Here is an 18,110-nt window from a genome sequence, read left to right as displayed (position 1 = left end):
GCGCAGGCGTTAACCCGGCCCGTGCACCAGGCTGCCCGAGACCACCGCCAGCACGACGAGGAGGGCGACGAGCACGATGCTGACCGGCTGGGACCTCGCGAACGCGACCGTCGAACGCCAGGCCGCGCCCAGACGGCCCCGAGCGGCAGGGGCGTCGACGGCGCTCACGGCTGCTGGACCGAGTCGGCGAGCCCGAGCCGCGGATAGAGCGCACCGATGCCGTGCGCGAAGCCGTTGGTGGCCGTCGTCCAGTCGTGGGCGCTGCCGGGCGAGACGTAACGGGTCACGGACATGCCGGCCCGCTCGGCCGCGGCGGAGTTCTCGGTCATGATGCGACCATAACGGGTGTCGTTCTGACCCACCGCGAAGAACGCCGTGGTGTCGGGGTACGGCGCCTTCGCGGCCATGATCGCCTGCGGCTGGGCGGCCTCGTAGGCGGCGTCGCTGCCCGCGAAGCCCCCGTCGACGGTCGCCTGACGGGTTCCGATCGAGGGGCCGAGCTCGCCCGAGACGTCGATGAACGAACCGAACAGGTCGGGGCGCGCCGACGCGAACTGGATCGAGCAGGTGCCGCCCTGCGAGAACCCCCCGACGGTCCAGGCCCGGGGGCCGGTCGCGACGTGGAAGTGGCTGGTCACGTAGTCGACCACGTCGGTCGTGATGTACGTGGCGCTGTCGCCCAGCGGGCCGTCGACGCACATCGGGTTGTCGGCGTCGGCACCGAGCTGGTCGGGCACCACCACGATGGGAGCCAGACCGTGGTTGCGGGCGGCGAACGCGTCGAGGGTCTCGACGAGGTGCCCGGGGCCCACGACCGACTCGGGACTGGCCGGCTGGCCCGACATCATCACCATGACCGGCAGGGCCGGGGCGTCGGCGACGAGGGCCGCCGGGGGCAGGTACACGATCGCGTCGCGGGCGGCGAAGTGCGAGACCGTCCCGGCGATGTGCACGGAGCCGTACCGACCGTGCTCCGGCATGCCCGCGGGAGCGTGCCAGGTCGACCAGAGCGTCGGGTCGAACGCGGTCGACGACGCCGACGCGGGAGGCGCGGTGCCGGCGTCCGCCAGGGCCGGCACCGCCTCGCGGCCGAGGGCCTGGGCGAGGTCCTGGTAGACGCCGCCGTCCCGGTTGACCGCCAGACCCGTCGCCAGGACGAAGACGACCGCGGCGACGACGGCCACCACCTTGCGCCACCACCGCGTGCGGACCAGGCCGACCACGACGAGGCCCAGGCCCGCCCCCAGGGCGGCGATCCAGATCCGGTCGACGAGCGTGGGTGCGACCCCGACGACGTCCTGGACGTCGCCGAACCACCAGGTGGCGAGCAGCGCCGCTCCCCCACCGACGACGACGCCGAGCCCGACCCAGCGCCACCACGTCCGGCGCGTCCGCGGCCGGACGAGCAGCCACGCGACGCCGAGCCCGGCCACGACGTCGACCGGTGCCAGCACGGTCGAGGACAACAGGGGAAGCGACGACAGGTCGATCATGGGGCACTCCGTTCCGGCGGCGGTGGCTCGACGGCGACCGCCCGGACGACACTCTGCCCGCACGGACCGCACGGACACCGCGCCGACAGACAGCTCTCAGCAGCCTCATCATCGACGCCCAGCGGACACGCGACCTCGGCCGGCGTGCCGGCGTCGTCGGGACGTCGGCGTCGTCGGGGACGTCGGACGGGCGCGCGAGGCTAGTCCGTCAGGCCGTGCTCGTACGCGTAGACGACCAACTGCACCCGGTCACGCAGCGAGAGCTTCGAGAGCACCCGGCTGATGTGGGTCTTGACCGTCGCCTCGCTCAGGAACTCCCTCGACGCGATCTCGGCGTTGCTGAGTCCGCGGGCCGCGAGGTCGAAGATGTCCCGCTCCCTCGTGGTGAGGGTGCCGAACGACTCGGGGACGGCCCGGGCGCGCGACGCCCGGCCGTCGAAGTGCTCGAAGAGCTCGCGGGTCGCCGACGCGGCGATCACGGCGTTGCCCGAGTGGACGGTCCGGATCGCGGCGAGCAGGAACTCGGGGTCGGCGTCCTTCAGGACGAAGCCGCTCGCGCCTCCTCGGATCGCCCGCGTGGCGGCCTCGTCGAGGTCGAAGGTGGTGAGGACGATGATGCGGGGCGGCCGACGAGAGGCGGCCTCGGCCTGGGCCAGGACGGCGGTGGTCGCGGCGATGCCGTCCATCACCGGCATCCGGATGTCCATCAGGACGACGTCGGGGGCGGTGCGGGCCACCATCGCCACGCCCTCGTCGCCGTTGCTCGCCTCGCCCACGAACTGCAGGTCGGTCTGCGATCCGACGAGCATCTTGATTCCCGCCCGGAACAGGGCCTGGTCGTCGACCAACGCGACTCGGATGGGCGCCGCGGAGCGGCCGGGCATGTCGATCATCGGATGCGTACCTCTTGGGTCAGTGCCAGTGTCGGCACGATGGCGTGGACGACGAAGCGCCCGTCGGCGTTCTGGGTGGTGAGCGATCCGCCCGCCAGGGTGGCTCGTTCGCGCATGCCGTCGAGGCCGTGGCCCCCGCGACGCTCGTCGCCGCTCGTGTCGACGGGACGCGTGGGCGGACGGACGACGTTCGAGATCAGCAGGTGCAGGGCCTCGTACCGCCAGTCGAAGTGCAGGTCGACGGGATGGTCGGCGGCCCCGTGACGGAGGACGTTCGTGAGGCTCTCCTGCACGATGCGGAAGACCGCGAGCTGTCGGTTCGTCCCGAGCACCTGGGGTTCGCCGGTCACCCGGAGGTCGACGCTCAAGCCCGAGCCGCGCATCTGCTCGAGCAGACGGTCGAGGTCGCCGAGGGCGGGCTGGGGTGCCTCGCCCTGGCTGTGCCGCAACTGCCCGAGCAGCACGCGGACGTCGCCGAGCGCCTCCCGTGCCGTCGTGGCGATGGTGGTCAGGGCCCCGTCGACGGATGTCGGGTCGACGCGGGCGGCGTAGCGCGCCCCGTCGGCCTGGGCGATGACGACCGCCAGCGAGTGGGCGACCACGTCGTGCATGTCGCGGGCGATCCGGTTGCGCTCCTGCTCGACCGCGATGTCGCGCTCGGCCCGGGCCGCCTCGCGCTCGGCCCGCGCGGCGTCGTTCTCGGCCCGCGCGGTCTCGCGCTCGGCGATGAGGCGCGCCTCGCGGCTGAGTCGCTCGGACCACCGCTGGCGGGCCAGGAGTCCCCCTGCCCAGGGCAACCCGAGGAGGGCGAGGAAGCCCAGCAGCGTGATGCCCACCTGCAGCAGGAGGCGGACGACGTCGGTGACCGCGTAGATGTCGTAGTCGACCCCGAAGAGACTCTGCTGCACGTACGACAGGTAGAACGTGCCGAGCAGGGCCCCGGCCCCGACCGAGACGAGCCCCGTCCACTTCACCCGGTCGCTGCCGTAGGCGGCCGTCGAGTACAGCACCGCGCAGATCGCGAGGTTCGTGACGCCGGGTGCGGCGCCCGTCGCCATCTGCGAGGCCGCGACCAACCAGGCGAGGGTCAAGGCCAGCCCCGGCGACAGGCGACGCAGCGCGAAGGTGACCGTCATGCCCAACACGACGAAGGGGGTCGTGACCACACCGTCGGTCAGCAGCAGGCCGACCACGCCGAGGACCAGTGCCGCCGTCAGGTCGACGGCGACCTGGTACGGGGCGAGGCGGCGGAAGATCACCCGACAACCGTACGACGTGCCGCGGTGGACCGGGGCCCGCCGCAGCGCGCGGAAGACCTGGGGACCACCACGATCATCCGGAGGGACGACGGACGGCCCGGACGCCTCGGGCGCCCCTCGCCGACCCGACGGGGTCGGTCGTGCCGGTCGTGCCGGTCACGCCGGTCGTGTCGACGGTCAGAATCCGAGGCGCCCGAGCTGCTTGGGGTCGCGCTGCCAGTCCTTCGCCACCTTGACCCGGATCGACAGGAAGACCTGTTTTCCGACGAGCGGTTCGATCTGGGCGCGGGCGCGTTCGCCGACCTCGCGGAGGCGCTGGCCGCCCTTGCCGATCACGATCGCCTTCTGACTGTCGCGTTCGACGAAGAGGTTGGCGTAGATCTCGAGGAGGTCCTTGTCGTCGCGCTCGACCATGTCGTCGATGGTCACCGCGAGCGAGTGCGGCAACTCGTCCTGGACGCCCTCGAGCGCGGCCTCGCGCACGTACTCGGCCACCCGGTCGGTCAGGCCCTCTTCGGTCACGGCGTCGGACGGGTAGAGCGGCTGCGACACCGGCATCAGCTTGATGAGTTCGGCGGTGAGCACGTCGAGCTGCACGTCGCTGACCGCGGACAACGGGATGATGGCCTCCCAGTCGCGCAGGCGGCTGACCGCGAGCAACTGCTCGGCGACGGCGGGCCGCGAGGTCGCGTCGGTCTTCGTGACGATGGCGACCTTCTTGGCTCGTGGGTACTGGTCGAGCTGTTCGTTGATGAAGCGGTCGCCCGGGCCCAGCTTCTCGTCTGCCGGCACGCAGAACCCGATCACGTCGACGTCGCCGAGCGTGGTCTGGACGATGTCGTTGAGCCGTTCGCCGAGCAGGGTGCGTGGGCGGTGCATGCCCGGCGTGTCGACGAGCACCAGTTGTCCCGTCGCCTGGTGCACGATGCCGCGGATCGCCCGACGGGTCGTCTGCGGCTTCGACGACGTGATGGCGACCTTCTCGCCGACGAGCGCGTTCGTCAGGGTCGACTTGCCGACGTTGGGTCGACCGACGAACGAGACGAAGCCCGCGCGGTAGGTCGACCCCCGAGGAGGCGCGGCCGAGAGGGTGGGGTCGTCTCCGGTGGTCGACATGGGGGCCTTTCGTTGACGGGGTGGGTCGGGTGGGGACGACGTGTGGCGTCGGGCCCCGGGGTCAGTCGTCACGCGAGCCCTCGACGAACGCGGCCTGCGCGTCGACGAGGTCGGGATCGCGCTCGACGAGCACGGTCTGCAGGTCGTGACGACGCCCCTCGGTGCGGTCGGCGGTGAGGACGAGGCCCGAGACGCGGGCGACGGAGCCCTGCTCGGGCAGTCGACCCAGGACCTTCGTGAGCAGTCCGCCCACCGAGTCGACGTCGTCGTCGTCGAGCTCGAGGCCGAAGAGGTCGCCGAGCTCGTCGACGGGCAAGCGCGCGCTGACCCGGAAGACCCCGGACGAGACCTCCCTGTGCGGCGCGACCTCGCGGTCGTACTCGTCGCTGATGTCACCGACCAGCTCTTCGATGAGGTCTTCGAGGGTGACGAGCCCGGCGATGCCGCCGTACTCGTCGACGACCATGGCCAGGTGGTTCTTGTCGAGCTGCATCTGGCGCAGGGCGTCGTCGGCCTTCTTGGACTCGGGCACGAAGACGGCCGGGCGCGCGAGGGTCGTCACGGGGGCCGAGTCGTCGCCGGTGTGCTCGTGGAGCCGCCGGGCGAGGTCGCGCAGGTACACGATGCCGACGACGTCGTCGGAGTCGCGGCCGACGACGGGCACCCGCGAGACGCCACGCGCGAGGAAGAGGCTCATGGCCGCCCCCACCGAGGCGGTCGCGTCGAGGGTGACCATGTCGGTGCGAGGCACCATGACCTCTCGGACGACGGTGTCGCTGAACTCGAAGATGGAGTGGATGAGCTCGCGGTCGTCCTCTTCGAGGACGTCGAGCTCGGTCGCCTCGTCGACCATGCTGAGCAGCTGCTCCTCGGACGAGAAGGACGCGCTGCGGGGCCGCCCCGGGGTCACCCGGTTGCCGATCGCGACGAGGGCGTCGGCCAACGGGCCCAGGACGACGCGCACGAGGCGCACGAGACCGGAGGTCAGCCGCACCAGCCCCCTGGCGTGGGCGCGACCGACGCTGCGCGGGCTGGAGCCGACCAGCACGAACGAGACGACGGTCATGATGAGGGCCGACAACAGCAACGCCAGCCACCACGGCTCGACCGAGAAGGCGAACGACAGCGACACCAGCACGGCCGCCGAGGTCTCGGCCAGGATGCGGACGAAGTTGACGGCGTTGACGTGGGCCCCGACGTCGGCCGCGATCGCGGTCAGCGCCGTGGCGTGACGGGGGTCGTCGTCGGCCTCGTCGAGCAGGTCTTGACGGCTGAGGACGCCCAGCGCGGAGTCGGCGGCGGCCAGGAGACCGCCGAAGACCACCAGGAAGATCGCCACGACGACGAAGACCGTGACCATCACGGCGTCACCGGCTCGCGTCGGCCGCGGCGAAGGCCGCGAGGATCTCGCGCTGCAGGCCGAACATCTCGCGTTCGTCGTCGGGCTCGGCGTGGTCGAACCCGAGGAGGTGCAGGATGCCGTGGCAGGTGAGCAGCAGCATCTCGTCGAGGGGGCTGTGCCCCGCCGTGGCGGCCTGCGCCACGGCGACCTGCGGACAGACGACGATGTCGCCGAGCAGGCCGGCGGGAGTCGGTTCGTCCTCGGTGCCCGGACGCAGCTCGTCCATGGGGAAGCTCAGCACGTCGGTCGGGCCGGGCTCGTCCATCCACTGCACGTGCAGCTGCTCCATCGCGGCCTCGTCCACGAACACGACGGCCAACTCGGCCTCGGGGTGCACGTGCATCTGGTCGAGGGCGAACGTGGCCAGGCGCTGGATCGTGGCCTCGTCGACCTCGACGGCGGATTCGTTGGCGACCTCGATGCTCACCGGGTTCCTCTCTTGGGCAGGCGGTCACGCGGCACCCCGGCCCGACGCTCGGCACGATCGGTGCCCTCGGCCTGGGCCTGCGCGGCCTCGTGGCGTCGGTGCTGTTGTGCCTGACGTTCGGCGTCGTACGTCGTGTAGGCGTCGACGATGCGACCGACGAGCGTGTGGCGCACCACGTCGTCGCTGGTCAGGCGGGCGAAGTGGATGTCGTCGATGTCGCCGAGGACCGTCGTGACGAGCTGCAGGCCGCTCGCCCCGGTCGGCAGGTCGACCTGGGTGACGTCACCCGTGACGACCATGCGCGAGCCGAAGCCGAGGCGGGTCAGGAACATCTTCATCTGTTCGGGCGTCGTGTTCTGGGCCTCGTCGAGCACCACGAAGGCGTCGTTGAGCGTGCGTCCGCGCATGTAGGCCAGCGGTGCCACCTCGACCGTGCCCGCGGCCAGCAGCTTGGGGACGATCTCGGGGTCCATCATCTCGTTCAGCGCGTCGTACAACGGCCGGAGGTAGGGGTCGATCTTGTCGGTCAGCGTGCCCGGCAGGAAGCCGAGCCTCTCGCCCGCCTCGACCGCGGGTCGGGTGAGGATGATGCGCTGGACCTCGCGCCGTTGGAGCGCCTGGACCGCCTTGGCCATCGCGAGGTAGGTCTTGCCCGTGCCGGCAGGGCCGATGCCGAAGGTGATCGTGTGCCGGTCGATCGCGTCGACGTAGTCCTTCTGACCCGCCGTCTTGGCGCGCACGCCCTTGCCCCGGCTCGTGACGATCGGCTGGCCGAAGACCTCGGAGGGGCTGCCCTGGCCGGAGTCGAGCAACCTGGCCGACGTCGCGACCTCGGCGGGCCCCAGGTCGTGGCCGCCGCGGACCATCGAGACGAGCTCGGCCACGAGCCCCTCGGCCCGGCGGACGTCGCCCGAAGGGCCCTCGAGGGTGACCTCGTTGCCCCGGACGAGGACGCGGACCTCGGGGTACTGCTTCTCGACCGCGCGCAGCAGCCGGTCTTGCGGGCCCAGCAGCTGGACCATGGCGACGCCGTCGACGGTGACGTCGACGCGTCGGACGTCGTCGCCCGACGACGTCGAGGGGCCGGTGGCGTTCGTGTCGCTAGTGGGCAAGGGTGCCTTCCTGGAGGGGTCCGCCGAGCACGTGGGCGTGCACGTGGAACACGGTCTGGCCGGCGGATGCGCCGGTGTTGAAGATCAAACGGAACTCAGCCCCGGAGTGTTCCCCGAAGACGGCCGGGTCGGCGGCGAGCCGCGACGCCGTCGCGACCATCTCGGCCAGCAGCGCCGGGTCGCCGGCGGCGAGTTCGACCACGTCACGGTAGGCCTCGGTCTTGGGCACCACGAGCAGGTGGACGGGCGCCTGAGGAGCGATGTCGCGGAACGCGACGACCGTGTCGCTCTCGAACACGATGTCGGCGGGGATCTCTCGCGCCACGATGCGGCTGAAGACGGTGGGCTCTGACATGCTGCCCATCGTAGCGACGACCTCCGACAGCGACCTCCGACGGCCCACCGGCCCGTGGCTCACCACCGACCCAGGCGCGCGCTCAGCACCGACAGGGCGGCCGGCCCGGCCGTCGAGGTGCGCAACACGGCGTCCCCGAGGCGGACCGGGCGGGCGCCCGCCTCAGCGAGCAGGAGCAGTTCGGCGGGCGACACCCCGCCCTCGGGGCCGACGACCACGACGACCCGGTCGGGCACCGCGCCTCCTGCGGTCAGGTCGACGGCCGTCAGCGCCTGCTCGGCCGACGGTTCGAGCACGAGGACGAGATCGCGGGAGGCGCGCGCGGCCAGGGCCTTCGTCGTCGCGAGCCCCGTCACCTCGGGTGCCCACGGACGGATGGACTGCTTGGTCGCCTCGCGGACGATCGACGACCACCGGGTCAGCCCCTTGGCGACCTTGGGGCCTTCCCAGCGGGAGACGCTCCGCGCAGCCGCCCACGGGACGATCTCGTCCACGCCGAGCTCGGTCGCCGCCTGCACGGCGAGCTCGTCGCGATCGCCCTTGGCCAGGGCCTGGGCGAGGACGAGGCGGGTCGACGGACGGTCGTGGCGCACCACCCGCGTCGCGAGGAGCACGAGACGGTCGGGTGCCGCCTCGACGACCTCGCCCTGCACGACCAGCCCCCGGGCGTTGCCGAGGGTCAGCGCCTCGCCCACCCGGACGCGGCTGACCGTGACCGCGTGTCGCGCCTCGGAACCGGTCACCTCGACGGTCGACCCCGCCCCGGCGTCGGTCAGCCCGTCGACCAGGTAGAAGTGCGCCACGGTCAGAAGTTCAGGAAGCGATCGCGCAGCTTGCCGAACAGACCCTGCTGGAAGTGCGACAGCTCGGGTGCCGGCGACCGTCGACCGGAGGCGAACTTCTCGATCAGTTCGCGCTCCTTGTGGCTGAGCTTCGTCGGGGTGACGACCTGCACGCCGATCTTGAGGTCGCCGCGTCCGGTGCCCCGCAGCCGCGTGATGCCACGGTCCTTCACGGTGATGATGTCGGCGCTCTGCGTGCCGGGCTTGATCTCGACCTCGATCTCGCCGTCGAGGCCCGTGAGCGTGGTCGACGTGCCGAGGATGGCGTCGGCCATCTGCACCTCGAGCGTCGCCAGCAGGTCGTCGCCGTTGCGGCTGTAGGTGTCGTGGTGACGCACCTTGACCTCGAGGTACAGGTCGCCGTTCGGTCCGCCGGCCTGGCCGACCTCGCCCTGACCGGGCAGCTGCAACCGCAGCCCGGTGTCGACGCCGGCGGGGATGTCGATCGGGATGGACCGACGTGCACGCACCCGGCCCTGGCCCTGGCAGGTGGGGCAGGGGTTCGGGATGACCGTGCCGTAGCCGCGGCAGGTGCCGCAGGGGCTCGAGGTCATCACGTTGCCGAGCAGCGAGCGGACGGTGCGCTGGATCTGGCCCGAGCCGCCGCAGATGTCGCAGGTCTGGGGCGAGGTGCCGGGCGCGCAGCACGAGCCGCTGCACGTGTCGCAGAGGACGGCCGTGTCGACCTCGATGTCGCGCTGGGTGCCGAAGACGATGTCGTCGAGGTCGACCTCGAGCCGGAGCAGGGCGTCCTGTCCCCGTTCGCGCCGCGACCGCGGCCCCTGGCGCTGCCCCTGGCCGCCGCCGCCGCCGAAGAACGCGTCGAAGATGTCGCCGAAGCCCGCCGCGTTCCCGCCGCCGCCGAAGCCGGGCTGGGGGCCGAGGTCGTACCGCTCGCGCTGCTGGGGGTCGCTGAGGACGTCGTAGGCGTGCGTGACGTCCTTGAAGCGTTCGGACGCCTCGGGGCTCGGGTTGACGTCGGGGTGCAGCTCGCGGGCGAGCTTGCGGTACGCCTTCTTGATCTCTTCCGGGGTCGCCTGACGGTCGACTCCGAGGACGTCGTAATGATCTGCCACTTGTTCTCGTCTGCCTCTGGTGTGGTGTGGTGGTGTCCCGGCGGGGCCGGGCCCGGCGAACCGGGACGGGGTGGGGTCGTGGGGCGGCCGGGGCCGCGATCGTGGTCTACCGCTCGGCGAGCAGCGACGACAGGTAGCGGGCGACGGCACGGACGGCCGCCATGTTGGTCGAGTAGTCCATCCGCATCGGACCGAGGACGCCGAGCCTGGCGACCTCGCTGCCCTGGGTCGAGTAGCCGCTGGCCAGGACGGAGGCCTGCGACAGCCCGAACGAGGCGTTCTCGCGGCCGATGCTCGCGGCCACGTCGACCGCGTCGAGCTGCATCTCGCCGAAGAGCCGCAGGAGGGCCACCTGCTCTTCTATGGCCTCGAGCACCGGATAGAGGTCGCCGCTGAAGTCGTCACCCGTGCGCACGAGGTTCGCGGCGCCGGCCATCACGAGACGGTCCTGGCGCCCCGCGGCGATCTGCTCGGTCAGGCTGGCGACGACGACGCCGACCACCGCGGCGAGGTCGGGTCGGAACCGTGCGGGCAGGTCGGCGAGGGCGGCGGACGCCTCGCCGAGGGGACGACCGCCGATCACGGCGTTGATCGCGGCCCGCAGTTCGGACAGGAACGACTCGTCGACGGTCGTGCGGATGTCGACCACCCGTTGCTCGACCTGCCCGCTGTCGGTGATCAGCACGGTCATGACGCGGCCGTCGCCGAGGCTGACCAGCTCGACGTGGCGCACGCGCGCGCGGGAGAAGGTCGGGTACTGCACGAGGGCCACCTGGTTGGTCAGCTGCGACAGCAGCCGGACCGTCCGCCCGAGCACCTCGTCGAGGTCGGTGGAGTCCCCGAGGAAGGTCTCGATGGCCTGACGCTGCGCCGCGCTCAGCGGACGCAGGTCGGCGAGCTGGTTCACGAAGAGGCGGTAGCCCTTGTCGGTGGGCACGCGGCCCGACGACGTGTGCGGGGCGGCGATGAGCTCTTCTTCTTCGAGGAGGGCCATGTCGTTGCGGATGGTCGCGGCCGAGACGCCGAACTGGTGACGCTCGACGATGGACTTCGACCCCACCGGCTCGCGCGAGGCCACGTAGTCGTGCACGATGACGCGCAGCACTTCGAGACCGCGTTCGGAGACCATGCCGCACCTCTCTTCGCTCGACGCCCCCCGGGTCGTCCACCTCCGGGCGACCGGGCCTGGCACTCGTCGTGCCGGACTGCCAATCGTACGACACCTCCGTCGCCCGGCCTACTCGCGCCGCGCCCGCCTGCCCTAGGGTGGCGGGGACGACCCGCACGACACTCACGGAACAGGTGCAGCCATGACCGACACCCCTCCCGCCCAGCCGAACGGCCCGCAGCCCGGCCAGGGCTACGGCCAGCAGGGCGGCTACGGCCAGCAAGGCTACGGCCAGCAAGGCGGTTCCCAGCCGCAGCCGGTGCAGCCGATGCGCCCCGAGGACGAGAAGCTCTGGGCGACCCTCGTCCACCTCGGCGGCATCCTGTTCGCCTTCGTCCCCGCGCTCGTCGGCTACCTCGTGTTGAAGGACCGCGGGCCGTTCGTCCGCGAGCACACCAAGACCGCGCTCAACTTCCAGATCACCATGGCGATCGTGTACGTGGTCTCGGCGATCCTCTCGATCATCCTCATCGGCGGCCTCCTGGCGCTGATCGCGGCGATCCTCGTCGTCGTCTTCTCGATCATCGCCGCCGTCGCGGCGAACAAGGGCCAGTGGTACAAGTACCCGCTGACCATCGAGTTCATCAAGTAGACGGTCCACCGGCCCGGACGGGCACGACGCGAGGCGCGACTCCCCCGGGAGCCGCGCCTCCTGCGTTCTCGGCCCGCGCCTCCTGTGTTCTCGGCCGACGCCCCCGGGCCCCTGCCTCCCCCACGTGCGCCTCGGGGCCGGCGGGGACCCGACGCGGCGGGCCGGTCAGTCGGGCAGCAGGCGCCGGACGACGGCGTCGGCCATGAGGCGACCCTCGCGCGTCAGGACGACGCGACCCCGCAGGGCCGGACGACCCTCGACCCAGCCGTCGGCGATGAGCCCGGCGACGGCCTGACGGCCGTCGTCGTCGAGCTCGGAGGTCGGCAGGCCCTCGCGGATGCGCACGCCGAGCAGGACGCGCTCGACGCGGCGCGTCTCGTCGTCGAGGGTCTCGCGTCCGGCGGCCGGCGACTCGCCCGCGGCCATGCGCTGCTGGTAGGCGGCCGGGTGCTTGACGTTCCACCAGCGCACCCCGCCGACGTGGCTGTGCGCACCCGGTCCGACGCCCCACCAGTCGTGCCCCTGCCAGTAGGCCAGGTTGTGACGGGACCGGTGTTCGGGACCCCGGGACCAGTTGCTCACCTCGTACCAGTCGTAACCCGCCTCGGCGAGCCGCGCGTCGGCGAGCTCGTACATGTCGGCGGCGGTGTCGTCGTCGGGCGTCGCCACCTCGCCCCGCTTGATCTGGCGGGCGAGCTTCGTGCCCTCTTCGACGATGAGCGAGTAGGCGGACAGGTGGTCGGGCTGCTGCTCGAGCGCGACGTCGAGCGACCGGCGCCAGTCGTCGAGGGTCTCGCCGGGCGTGCCGTAGATGAGGTCGAGGCTGACGTCGAGCCCGGCGTCCCGCGCCCAACGGACGACGAACGGGATGCGCTCGGGGTCGTGCGTGCGCTCGAGGGTGGCCAGCACGCTGGGCACCGCCGACTGCATGCCGAAGCTGACGCGCGTGAACCCGGCGTCGGCGAGCTGCTGCAGGTAGAGCGCGTCGACCGAGTCGGGGTTCGCCTCGGTCGTCACCTCGGCGCCCGGCTCGAGCCCCCAGGTGTCGACCGTCGCGTGCAGCATCGACGCGAGGTCGCCCGACGGCAGCATCGTCGGGGTGCCCCCGCCGAAGAACACCGAGGAGGCGCTCCGCCGTGGCAGCCCCGCCTCGCGCAGCACCCGGCCCCCGAGTTCGATCTCGGCGACGGCCTGCCCGGCGTAGTCGTCGCGACGGGCGCCGCGCAGCTCGTCGCCGGTGTAGGTGTTGAAGTCGCAGTACCCGCAGCGCACCCGGCAGAACGGGACGTGCAGGTAGACGCCGAAGTGGCGGGCGTCGGCACCGACGGCGACGCTCTCGGGCAGGCGACCGTCGACCGGTGCGGGGTCGCCGAGGGGAAGGGCTCCGGGCACCGTCAGGCGCCGGTCCCGGCGGCGTCGCCGCGCGGCCCGGTCGGGGGCCGCTCGTCGCCGCGCGGGTCGCCGACCCCGGCCTCGGTGTCCTCGACCACGACGACCTCGTCCGTCTGCTCGCCCTTCTCGTTGAGGCTGAGCGCCCGGAGGTACCGCTTCGTGTACTGCGCCTGGGTGCGTCGGAGGAACGGCGCCACGAGGCGCCACTTCGCGCTCGACGGCTTCGAGAACGACCGGATCGACAGCCAGACCGAGCCGTCGTCGGTCTGGTCGACGATCCAGGACTCCTCTCCGCACTCGGGGTGCCCGTCGAGGGTGCCGTAGGCGAAGCCCTTTCGCTTCGGCTCGTCGATCACGTAGACGACGCGCACCGGCGCTTCGACCGTGCGACCGTAAGCCTCGATGCCGAGCGTGGCCGTCGTACCCGCCGTCAGGAACGGCGTGCCGTCCGGCGCGTAGCGCGACTCGTCACGGGCGGCCGCCCACTCGGCCGCGTCGACCGGTTGGCCGTGCTCGTCGAACTGCACGGGCGTGTACTCGCTCTCGTCGGCCGAGGGCACGCTGTCGACGCGGACGCTGATGCCGCTGCGCTCCTGGATCTGCCAGGTCATGGTGGCGATCCACGCCGCGGCGAACCGGGCGTCGCCGTGACCGACGCGGGCCCGGTACTCGGCCGGCTTGAACCCCTTCGGCGGGTACTGCATGAGGTCGGGAGCCTGCGTGGCCCCGACCTCGCCGTAGGTCGTGCGGGTCTCGGTGTGGGTGGCTCGGCGCATGGCCTACTTCTTGTCCTTCTTCTCGACGTCACCGCTCAGCGCGGCGATGAAGGCCTCTTGGGGCACGTCGACCCGGCCGATGGTCTTCATGCGCTTCTTGCCCTCTTTCTGCTTCTCGAGCAGCTTGCGCTTGCGCGAGATGTCACCGCCGTAGCACTTGGCGAGGACGTCCTTGCGCATGGCGCGGATGCTCTCGCGGGCGATGATGCGGGCACCGATGGCGGCCTGGATGGGCACCTCGAACTGTTGCCTGGGGATGAGCTCGCGCAGTCGGCCGGTCATCAGCACGCCGTAGGCGTAGGCCTTGTCGCGGTGCACGATCGCGCTGAACGCGTCGACCTGCTCGCCCTGCAGCAGGATGTCGACCTTCACCAGGTCGGCCTCCTGGTCGCCCATGGGCTCGTAGTCGAGGCTGGCGTAACCCGCCGTCTTCGACTTGAGACTGTCGAAGAAGTCGAAGACGATCTCGCCGAGCGGCATCGCGTAGCGGATCTCGACCCGGTCCTCGCCGAGGTACTCCATGCCGAGCAGCGTGCCGCGTCGCTGCTGGCAGAGCTCCATGATCACGCCGACGTAGTCCTTCGGCGCGAGGATGCCCGCCTTGACCATGGGCTCGCTCACGCTGGCGATCTTGCCGCCCGGGAACTCGCTCGGGTTCGTCACCGTCACGGTCTTCTTGTCTTCGGTCGTGACCTCGTAGATGACGCTCGGCGCCGTCGTGATGAGGTCGAGGCCGAACTCGCGCTCGAGACGCTCGGTGACGATCTCGAGGTGCAGCAGCCCGAGGAACCCGCAGCGGAACCCGAAGCCCAGGGCGACCGAGGTCTCGGGCTCGTAGACCAGCGCCGCGTCGGACAGCTTGAGCTTGTCGAGGGCCTCACGCAGGTCGGGGTAGTCGCTGCCGTCGATCGGGTACAGACCCGAGAAGACCATCGGCAGGGGCTCGGTGTAGCCGCTCAGCGCCTCGGTCGCGGGCTTGGCCGACGTCGTGACCGTGTCGCCGACCTTCGAGAGGCGCACGTCCTTCACGCCGGTGATGAGGTAGCCGACCTCGCCCACCGACAGCCCCTGGCTGGGCACGGGCTCGGGCGACGAGACGCCGATCTCGAGGATCTCGTGCGTCGACTTGGTCGACATCATCTGCACCTTCTCGCGCGGGTGCAGCGTGCCGTCGATCATGCGGATGTAGGTGACGACGCCGCGGTAGCTGTCGTAGACCGAGTCGAAGATCATCGCGCGGGGCGAGGCGTCCTTCACGCCGACGGGCGACGGGATGCGGTCGACCACCCGGTCGAGCAGGTCCTCGACGCCCATGCCGGTCTTGCCGCTGACCCGCAGCACGTCGGCGGGGTCGCCGCCGATCAGGCCCGCGAGCTCGGCGGCGTACTTGTCGGGGTCGGCCGCGGGCAGGTCGATCTTGTTGAGCACCGGGATGATCTCGAGGTCGTTCTCGAGCGCGAGGTAGAGGTTCGCCAGCGTCTGGGCCTCGATGCCCTGAGCCGCGTCGACCAGCAGGATCGCTCCCTCGCAGGCGGCGAGCGATCGGGAGACCTCGTAGCTGAAGTCGACGTGCCCGGGGGTGTCGATCATGTTGAGCGCGAAGGTCTCGCCGTTGCGCTCCCACGGCATGCGGACGGCCTGGCTCTTGATCGTGATGCCGCGCTCGCGCTCGATGTCCATGCGGTCGAGGTACTGCGCCCGCATCGCCCGCGACTCGACGACGCCGGTGATGCCGAGCATGCGGTCGGCGAGGGTCGACTTGCCGTGGTCGATGTGCGCGATGATGCAGAAGTTGCGGAGGGACTCGGGCTCGGTCGACGCCGGCTCGAGTGCGCGGGTTGCTTGGGGACTCACACGATCCTCTGGGGTGGTGGGCGGGGGTACCGCTCGATTCTCCCATGCCGGGGGGCCGGATCGGACGGCGCGCCGTGCGGGGTGGGGCGTCGGCGACTCCTGCCGGGTGTGACCACCGGCACCGCGCCTCCTCGGTCCCACCCGCCCGTCGTGACGGCGAGGGGGAATTGCCGACGCATCGTGCGTCGGCCCCGGGGCCGGACGCGCGGCGCGGGCGGGAGGCGCGGGCCGGCGGGAGGCGCGGGCCGGCGGGAGGCGCGGCACGGGCGGGAGGCGCGGGCCTGGCCCCGTGGGTCAGCCCGCGGTGCCGGGGATCAGCGCGAGCAGGCCGGCCCCACCGACGACGGCGACGCCGATCGCGAGGGCGACGAGGGTGCCGGCGAGCATCACGACGGACGACACGATGCCGACGAGGGCCATCGTGCGCCCCTCGGGCTCGCGACGACGCGACAGGACGCCGAGGACGAGGCCGGCGATCGGGACGACGAAGGTGAAGCCGAAGCCGATCGAGGCGAGGCCGAGGACGAGACTCCAGACGGCCAGGGGCGAGCGGACGGTGGTCGGGACGGTGGCGTGGACGGGTCGGTTCGTCATGTTCCGAGCCTAGGAACGGCCCGACGCGGGACCCAGGGGGCTGACCCCCGGATCTCGGCGGGGGTCGCCCGGAGCCGGGAGCTTGCCGAGCCCCCGGGTGATCACCTCGGGCGACGAGGCGAGGCAGACCCGGATCCACCCCTCGCCGCTCCGGCCGAAGGCGCTGCCCGGCGCGACCGCGACCCGGTGCGTCAGCAGGAACCGTTCGGCCCACCCGGCGACGTCGCCCCGGGTGGCGTGGCCCATGTCGATCCAGAGGTAGAAGGCGCCGGTGGGCTCGAGGTACCGGATGCCCCGCTCGTCGAGCAGCGTCGTCGCGAGCTCGAGGTTGCGACGGTAGTGCTCGCGGGCGTCGGCCACGGGCTGGTGGTCGCCGACGATCGCGGCCAGGGCGGCGTGCTGGTCGGGTTCGGCGACGCAGCTGATCGCGGCCTCCTGCACGGTGCGCATCGTCTCGGAGAGCCCCTTCGGGGTCACGAGGTAACCGACCCGCACGCCGGTCATGGCGTAGGTCTTGCTCAGCGAGAACACGCTGAACACCCGGTCGTCCGCGTCGAGCGAGGCGAGGCTGACGTGCTTCGGGCCGTAGGTGAAGTACTCGTAGACCTCGTCGCTGACGACCCAGAGGTCGTGGCGGCGCGCGAAGCCGAGCAGCCGCCGCAAGGTCTCTTCGGGATAGACGACGCCGAGCGGGTTCGACGGGCTGTTGACCACCAGGACCCGGGTGCGATCACCGACGAGGCGTTCGAGCTCGTCGAGGTCGGGATGGAACCCCTGGGCCGGCGTCAGCGTGTAGGGCACGGGCACGGCGTCGAGCATGTGCGCGTTCATCGTGAACGTCGTGTAGCCGGGGTCGGGCACGAGGACCTCGTCGCCCGCGGCCAGCAACAGCCCCATGGTCTGGTGCAGCGCCTGCGTGCCGCCCACGGTGACCCAGACCTGTTCGAGGTCGACGTGGACGTCGTTCTCGCGCGCGAGCTTCGCCACGAGGGCCTCGCGGAGGGCGGGGATGCCGCCGTTCGGCGTGTAGTCGGTGCGGTCGTCGGCCCAGGCCCGTCGGGCGGCGTCGGCGATGTGCCGGGCCACGGGGACGTCGGGCTCACCCACGACGAGCATGTCGACGTCGTCCAGCTGTGCCGCGATCTCGAACACGCGACGGATGCCCGACGGGGGCACGGTGGTCATGTGGGGAGCGAGCTGGGGCATGACGGCACGGTACTACGGGCGACACGGCACGCCGTCGGCACGGCGCTCGTTGAGAGTGCGGCCTGCTGCTGGTAACGTTGCCTGTTGGCTTGCGCGTTACGTCTGCAGTGGCGGAACGCGATCGCAGCCGAGAGCCGCTCCGGTGGCCATCACCGGCGGCAGCACCGGGTCGACCGATTCACGTCGGTCGGACGCTCGGCTGGCGCACATCCGTCCGAGACACAGAATCCAGAAAGTAGTTCACGTGGCAAACATCAAGTCGCAGATCAAGCGCATCGGCACCAACAAGAAGGCCCAGGACCGCAACCGCGCCGTCAAGAGCGAGCTCAAGACCGCCGTCCGCGCCACCCGCGAGGCCATCGCCGCCGGCGACAAGGACAAGGCCACCTCGGCCCTGCTCCTCGCGTCGAAGAAGCTCGACAAGGCCGCCAGCAAGGGTGTCATCCACCAGAACCAGGCCGCCAACCGCAAGTCGTCCATCGCGAAGCAGGTCGGCGCCCTCTAGGCCCCTCCCCCGGGCCCTCGGGCTCGACGACGAAGGCCCCGTCTCGAT

19 protein-coding genes are annotated in these 18,110 nt (G+C 71.5%); 2 read left to right on the top strand and 17 right to left on the bottom strand.

All coding sequences use genetic code 11. The features are described from left to right. Positions 1 to 9: 9 nt before the first annotated feature. The 12 genes from AC3CCI_RS14215 to hrcA form a co-directional block, all read right to left on the bottom strand. On the bottom strand, positions 10 to 168 hold the full coding sequence (locus tag AC3CCI_RS14215; protein ID WP_488627583.1) for a hypothetical protein: 159 nt from the start codon (positions 166 to 168) through the stop codon (positions 10 to 12). Next, positions 165 to 1,493 (bottom strand): alpha/beta hydrolase, encoded by a 1,329-nt coding sequence (locus tag AC3CCI_RS14210; RefSeq protein ID WP_488627582.1) that lies wholly within the window; start codon positions 1,491 to 1,493, stop codon positions 165 to 167. The genes AC3CCI_RS14215 and AC3CCI_RS14210 overlap by 4 nt, the downstream gene beginning before the upstream one ends. A gap of 200 nt (positions 1,494 to 1,693) precedes the next feature. After that, positions 1,694 to 2,386, bottom strand: a complete 693-nt coding sequence (locus AC3CCI_RS14205) for a response regulator (RefSeq protein ID WP_488627581.1) — start codon at positions 2,384 to 2,386, stop codon at positions 1,694 to 1,696. Beyond that, positions 2,383 to 3,645 (bottom strand): sensor histidine kinase, encoded by a 1,263-nt coding sequence (locus AC3CCI_RS14200; protein ID WP_488627580.1) that lies wholly within the window; start codon positions 3,643 to 3,645, stop codon positions 2,383 to 2,385. Before AC3CCI_RS14200 ends, AC3CCI_RS14205 begins: the two co-directional genes overlap by 4 nt. 177 nt (positions 3,646 to 3,822) lie before the next feature. Then, positions 3,823 to 4,761 carry a GTPase Era gene (gene era / locus AC3CCI_RS14195; protein WP_354595121.1) on the bottom strand — a complete coding sequence of 313 codons (939 nt, stop codon included), beginning with the start codon at positions 4,759 to 4,761 and terminating at the stop codon, positions 3,823 to 3,825. Positions 4,762 to 4,822: 61 nt separating this feature from the next. After that, positions 4,823 to 6,121, bottom strand: coding sequence for a hemolysin family protein (locus tag AC3CCI_RS14190; RefSeq protein WP_488628696.1), 1,299 nt, complete (start codon positions 6,119 to 6,121; stop codon positions 4,823 to 4,825). A gap of 7 nt (positions 6,122 to 6,128) precedes the next feature. Next, on the bottom strand, positions 6,129 to 6,590 hold the full coding sequence (gene ybeY, locus AC3CCI_RS14185) for an rRNA maturation RNase YbeY (RefSeq protein WP_354595122.1): 462 nt from the start codon (positions 6,588 to 6,590) through the stop codon (positions 6,129 to 6,131). After that, positions 6,587 to 7,702, bottom strand: coding sequence for a PhoH family protein (locus AC3CCI_RS14180; RefSeq protein WP_488627579.1), 1,116 nt, complete (start codon positions 7,700 to 7,702; stop codon positions 6,587 to 6,589). Before AC3CCI_RS14180 ends, ybeY begins: the two co-directional genes overlap by 4 nt. After that, a complete protein-coding gene (locus AC3CCI_RS14175) occupies positions 7,692 to 8,057 on the bottom strand; it encodes a histidine triad nucleotide-binding protein (RefSeq protein WP_354595123.1) in 366 nt (121 codons plus the stop codon). Before AC3CCI_RS14175 ends, AC3CCI_RS14180 begins: the two co-directional genes overlap by 11 nt. A 59-nt stretch (positions 8,058 to 8,116) precedes the next feature. Next, the gene (locus tag AC3CCI_RS14170; RefSeq protein WP_488627578.1) at positions 8,117 to 8,860 is read right to left on the bottom strand and encodes a 16S rRNA (uracil(1498)-N(3))-methyltransferase; all 744 of its coding nucleotides are present in this window, start codon (positions 8,858 to 8,860) and stop codon (positions 8,117 to 8,119) included. A 2-nt stretch (positions 8,861 to 8,862) separates the two neighbouring features. Beyond that, on the bottom strand, positions 8,863 to 9,975 hold the full coding sequence (gene dnaJ, locus AC3CCI_RS14165) for a molecular chaperone DnaJ (protein WP_488627577.1): 1,113 nt from the start codon (positions 9,973 to 9,975) through the stop codon (positions 8,863 to 8,865). 106 nt (positions 9,976 to 10,081) lie between these two features. Beyond that, entirely contained in the window at positions 10,082 to 11,104 is a 1,023-nt protein-coding gene (hrcA, locus tag AC3CCI_RS14160) for a heat-inducible transcriptional repressor HrcA (RefSeq protein ID WP_354595126.1), read from the bottom strand. A 181-nt stretch (positions 11,105 to 11,285) separates the two neighbouring features. Between hrcA and AC3CCI_RS14155 the strand changes: the two genes are divergently transcribed. Then, the gene (locus AC3CCI_RS14155; protein ID WP_354595127.1) at positions 11,286 to 11,735 is read left to right on the top strand and encodes a DUF4870 domain-containing protein; all 450 of its coding nucleotides are present in this window, start codon (positions 11,286 to 11,288) and stop codon (positions 11,733 to 11,735) included. A 165-nt stretch (positions 11,736 to 11,900) separates the two neighbouring features. Here AC3CCI_RS14155 and hemW read toward each other — a convergent pair whose 3' ends face one another. From hemW to AC3CCI_RS14130, 5 genes are all read right to left on the bottom strand, one after another. Then, a complete protein-coding gene (hemW, locus tag AC3CCI_RS14150) occupies positions 11,901 to 13,127 on the bottom strand; it encodes a radical SAM family heme chaperone HemW (RefSeq protein WP_488627576.1) in 1,227 nt (408 codons plus the stop codon). Between the two features lie 2 nt (positions 13,128 to 13,129). Next, positions 13,130 to 13,903, bottom strand: a complete 774-nt coding sequence (locus tag AC3CCI_RS14145) for a DUF1990 domain-containing protein (protein ID WP_488627575.1) — start codon at positions 13,901 to 13,903, stop codon at positions 13,130 to 13,132. 3 nt (positions 13,904 to 13,906) lie between these two features. Beyond that, positions 13,907 to 15,757 (bottom strand): translation elongation factor 4, encoded by a 1,851-nt coding sequence (gene lepA, locus AC3CCI_RS14140; protein ID WP_488627574.1) that lies wholly within the window; start codon positions 15,755 to 15,757, stop codon positions 13,907 to 13,909. Positions 15,758 to 16,051: 294 nt separating this feature from the next. Further along, positions 16,052 to 16,351: a DUF4190 domain-containing protein gene (locus tag AC3CCI_RS14135; protein ID WP_354595131.1), complete on the bottom strand. Its 300-nt coding sequence runs from the start codon at positions 16,349 to 16,351 to the stop codon at positions 16,052 to 16,054. Positions 16,352 to 16,360: 9 nt separating this feature from the next. Continuing rightward, positions 16,361 to 17,557, bottom strand: a complete 1,197-nt coding sequence (locus tag AC3CCI_RS14130; protein ID WP_488627573.1) for a pyridoxal phosphate-dependent aminotransferase — start codon at positions 17,555 to 17,557, stop codon at positions 16,361 to 16,363. A gap of 244 nt (positions 17,558 to 17,801) precedes the next feature. Here AC3CCI_RS14130 and rpsT point away from each other — a divergent pair, with 244 nt between their 5' ends. Continuing rightward, positions 17,802 to 18,062 carry a 30S ribosomal protein S20 gene (gene rpsT / locus AC3CCI_RS14125; RefSeq protein ID WP_043596189.1) on the top strand — a complete coding sequence of 87 codons (261 nt, stop codon included), beginning with the start codon at positions 17,802 to 17,804 and terminating at the stop codon, positions 18,060 to 18,062. Positions 18,063 to 18,110 lie beyond the last annotated feature (48 nt).

Source organism: Frigoribacterium sp. CF331 (assembly GCF_057787905.1).
This window is presented reverse-complemented; position numbering and strand designations above follow the sequence as displayed.

Bases quoted from the DNA above. Each gene is read 5' to 3' on its own strand.
- AC3CCI_RS14210 (WP_488627582.1), bottom strand. From the start codon at position 1,493: ATGATCGACCTGTCGTCGCTTCCCCTGTTGTCCTCGACCGTGCTGGCA.
- AC3CCI_RS14205 (WP_488627581.1), bottom strand. From the start codon at position 2,386: ATGATCGACATGCCCGGCCGCTCCGCGGCGCCCATCCGAGTCGCGTTG.
- era (WP_354595121.1), bottom strand. From the start codon at position 4,761: ATGTCGACCACCGGAGACGACCCCACCCTCTCGGCCGCGCCTCCTCGG.
- AC3CCI_RS14190 (WP_488628696.1), bottom strand. From the start codon at position 6,121: ATGGTCACGGTCTTCGTCGTCGTGGCGATCTTCCTGGTGGTCTTCGGC.
- AC3CCI_RS14175 (WP_354595123.1), bottom strand. From the start codon at position 8,057: ATGTCAGAGCCCACCGTCTTCAGCCGCATCGTGGCGCGAGAGATCCCC.
- hrcA (WP_354595126.1), bottom strand. From the start codon at position 11,104: ATGGTCTCCGAACGCGGTCTCGAAGTGCTGCGCGTCATCGTGCACGAC.
- AC3CCI_RS14155 (WP_354595127.1), top strand. From the start codon at position 11,286: ATGACCGACACCCCTCCCGCCCAGCCGAACGGCCCGCAGCCCGGCCAG.
- AC3CCI_RS14145 (WP_488627575.1), bottom strand. From the start codon at position 13,903: ATGCGCCGAGCCACCCACACCGAGACCCGCACGACCTACGGCGAGGTC.
- AC3CCI_RS14135 (WP_354595131.1), bottom strand. From the start codon at position 16,351: ATGACGAACCGACCCGTCCACGCCACCGTCCCGACCACCGTCCGCTCG.
- AC3CCI_RS14130 (WP_488627573.1), bottom strand. From the start codon at position 17,557: ATGCCCCAGCTCGCTCCCCACATGACCACCGTGCCCCCGTCGGGCATC.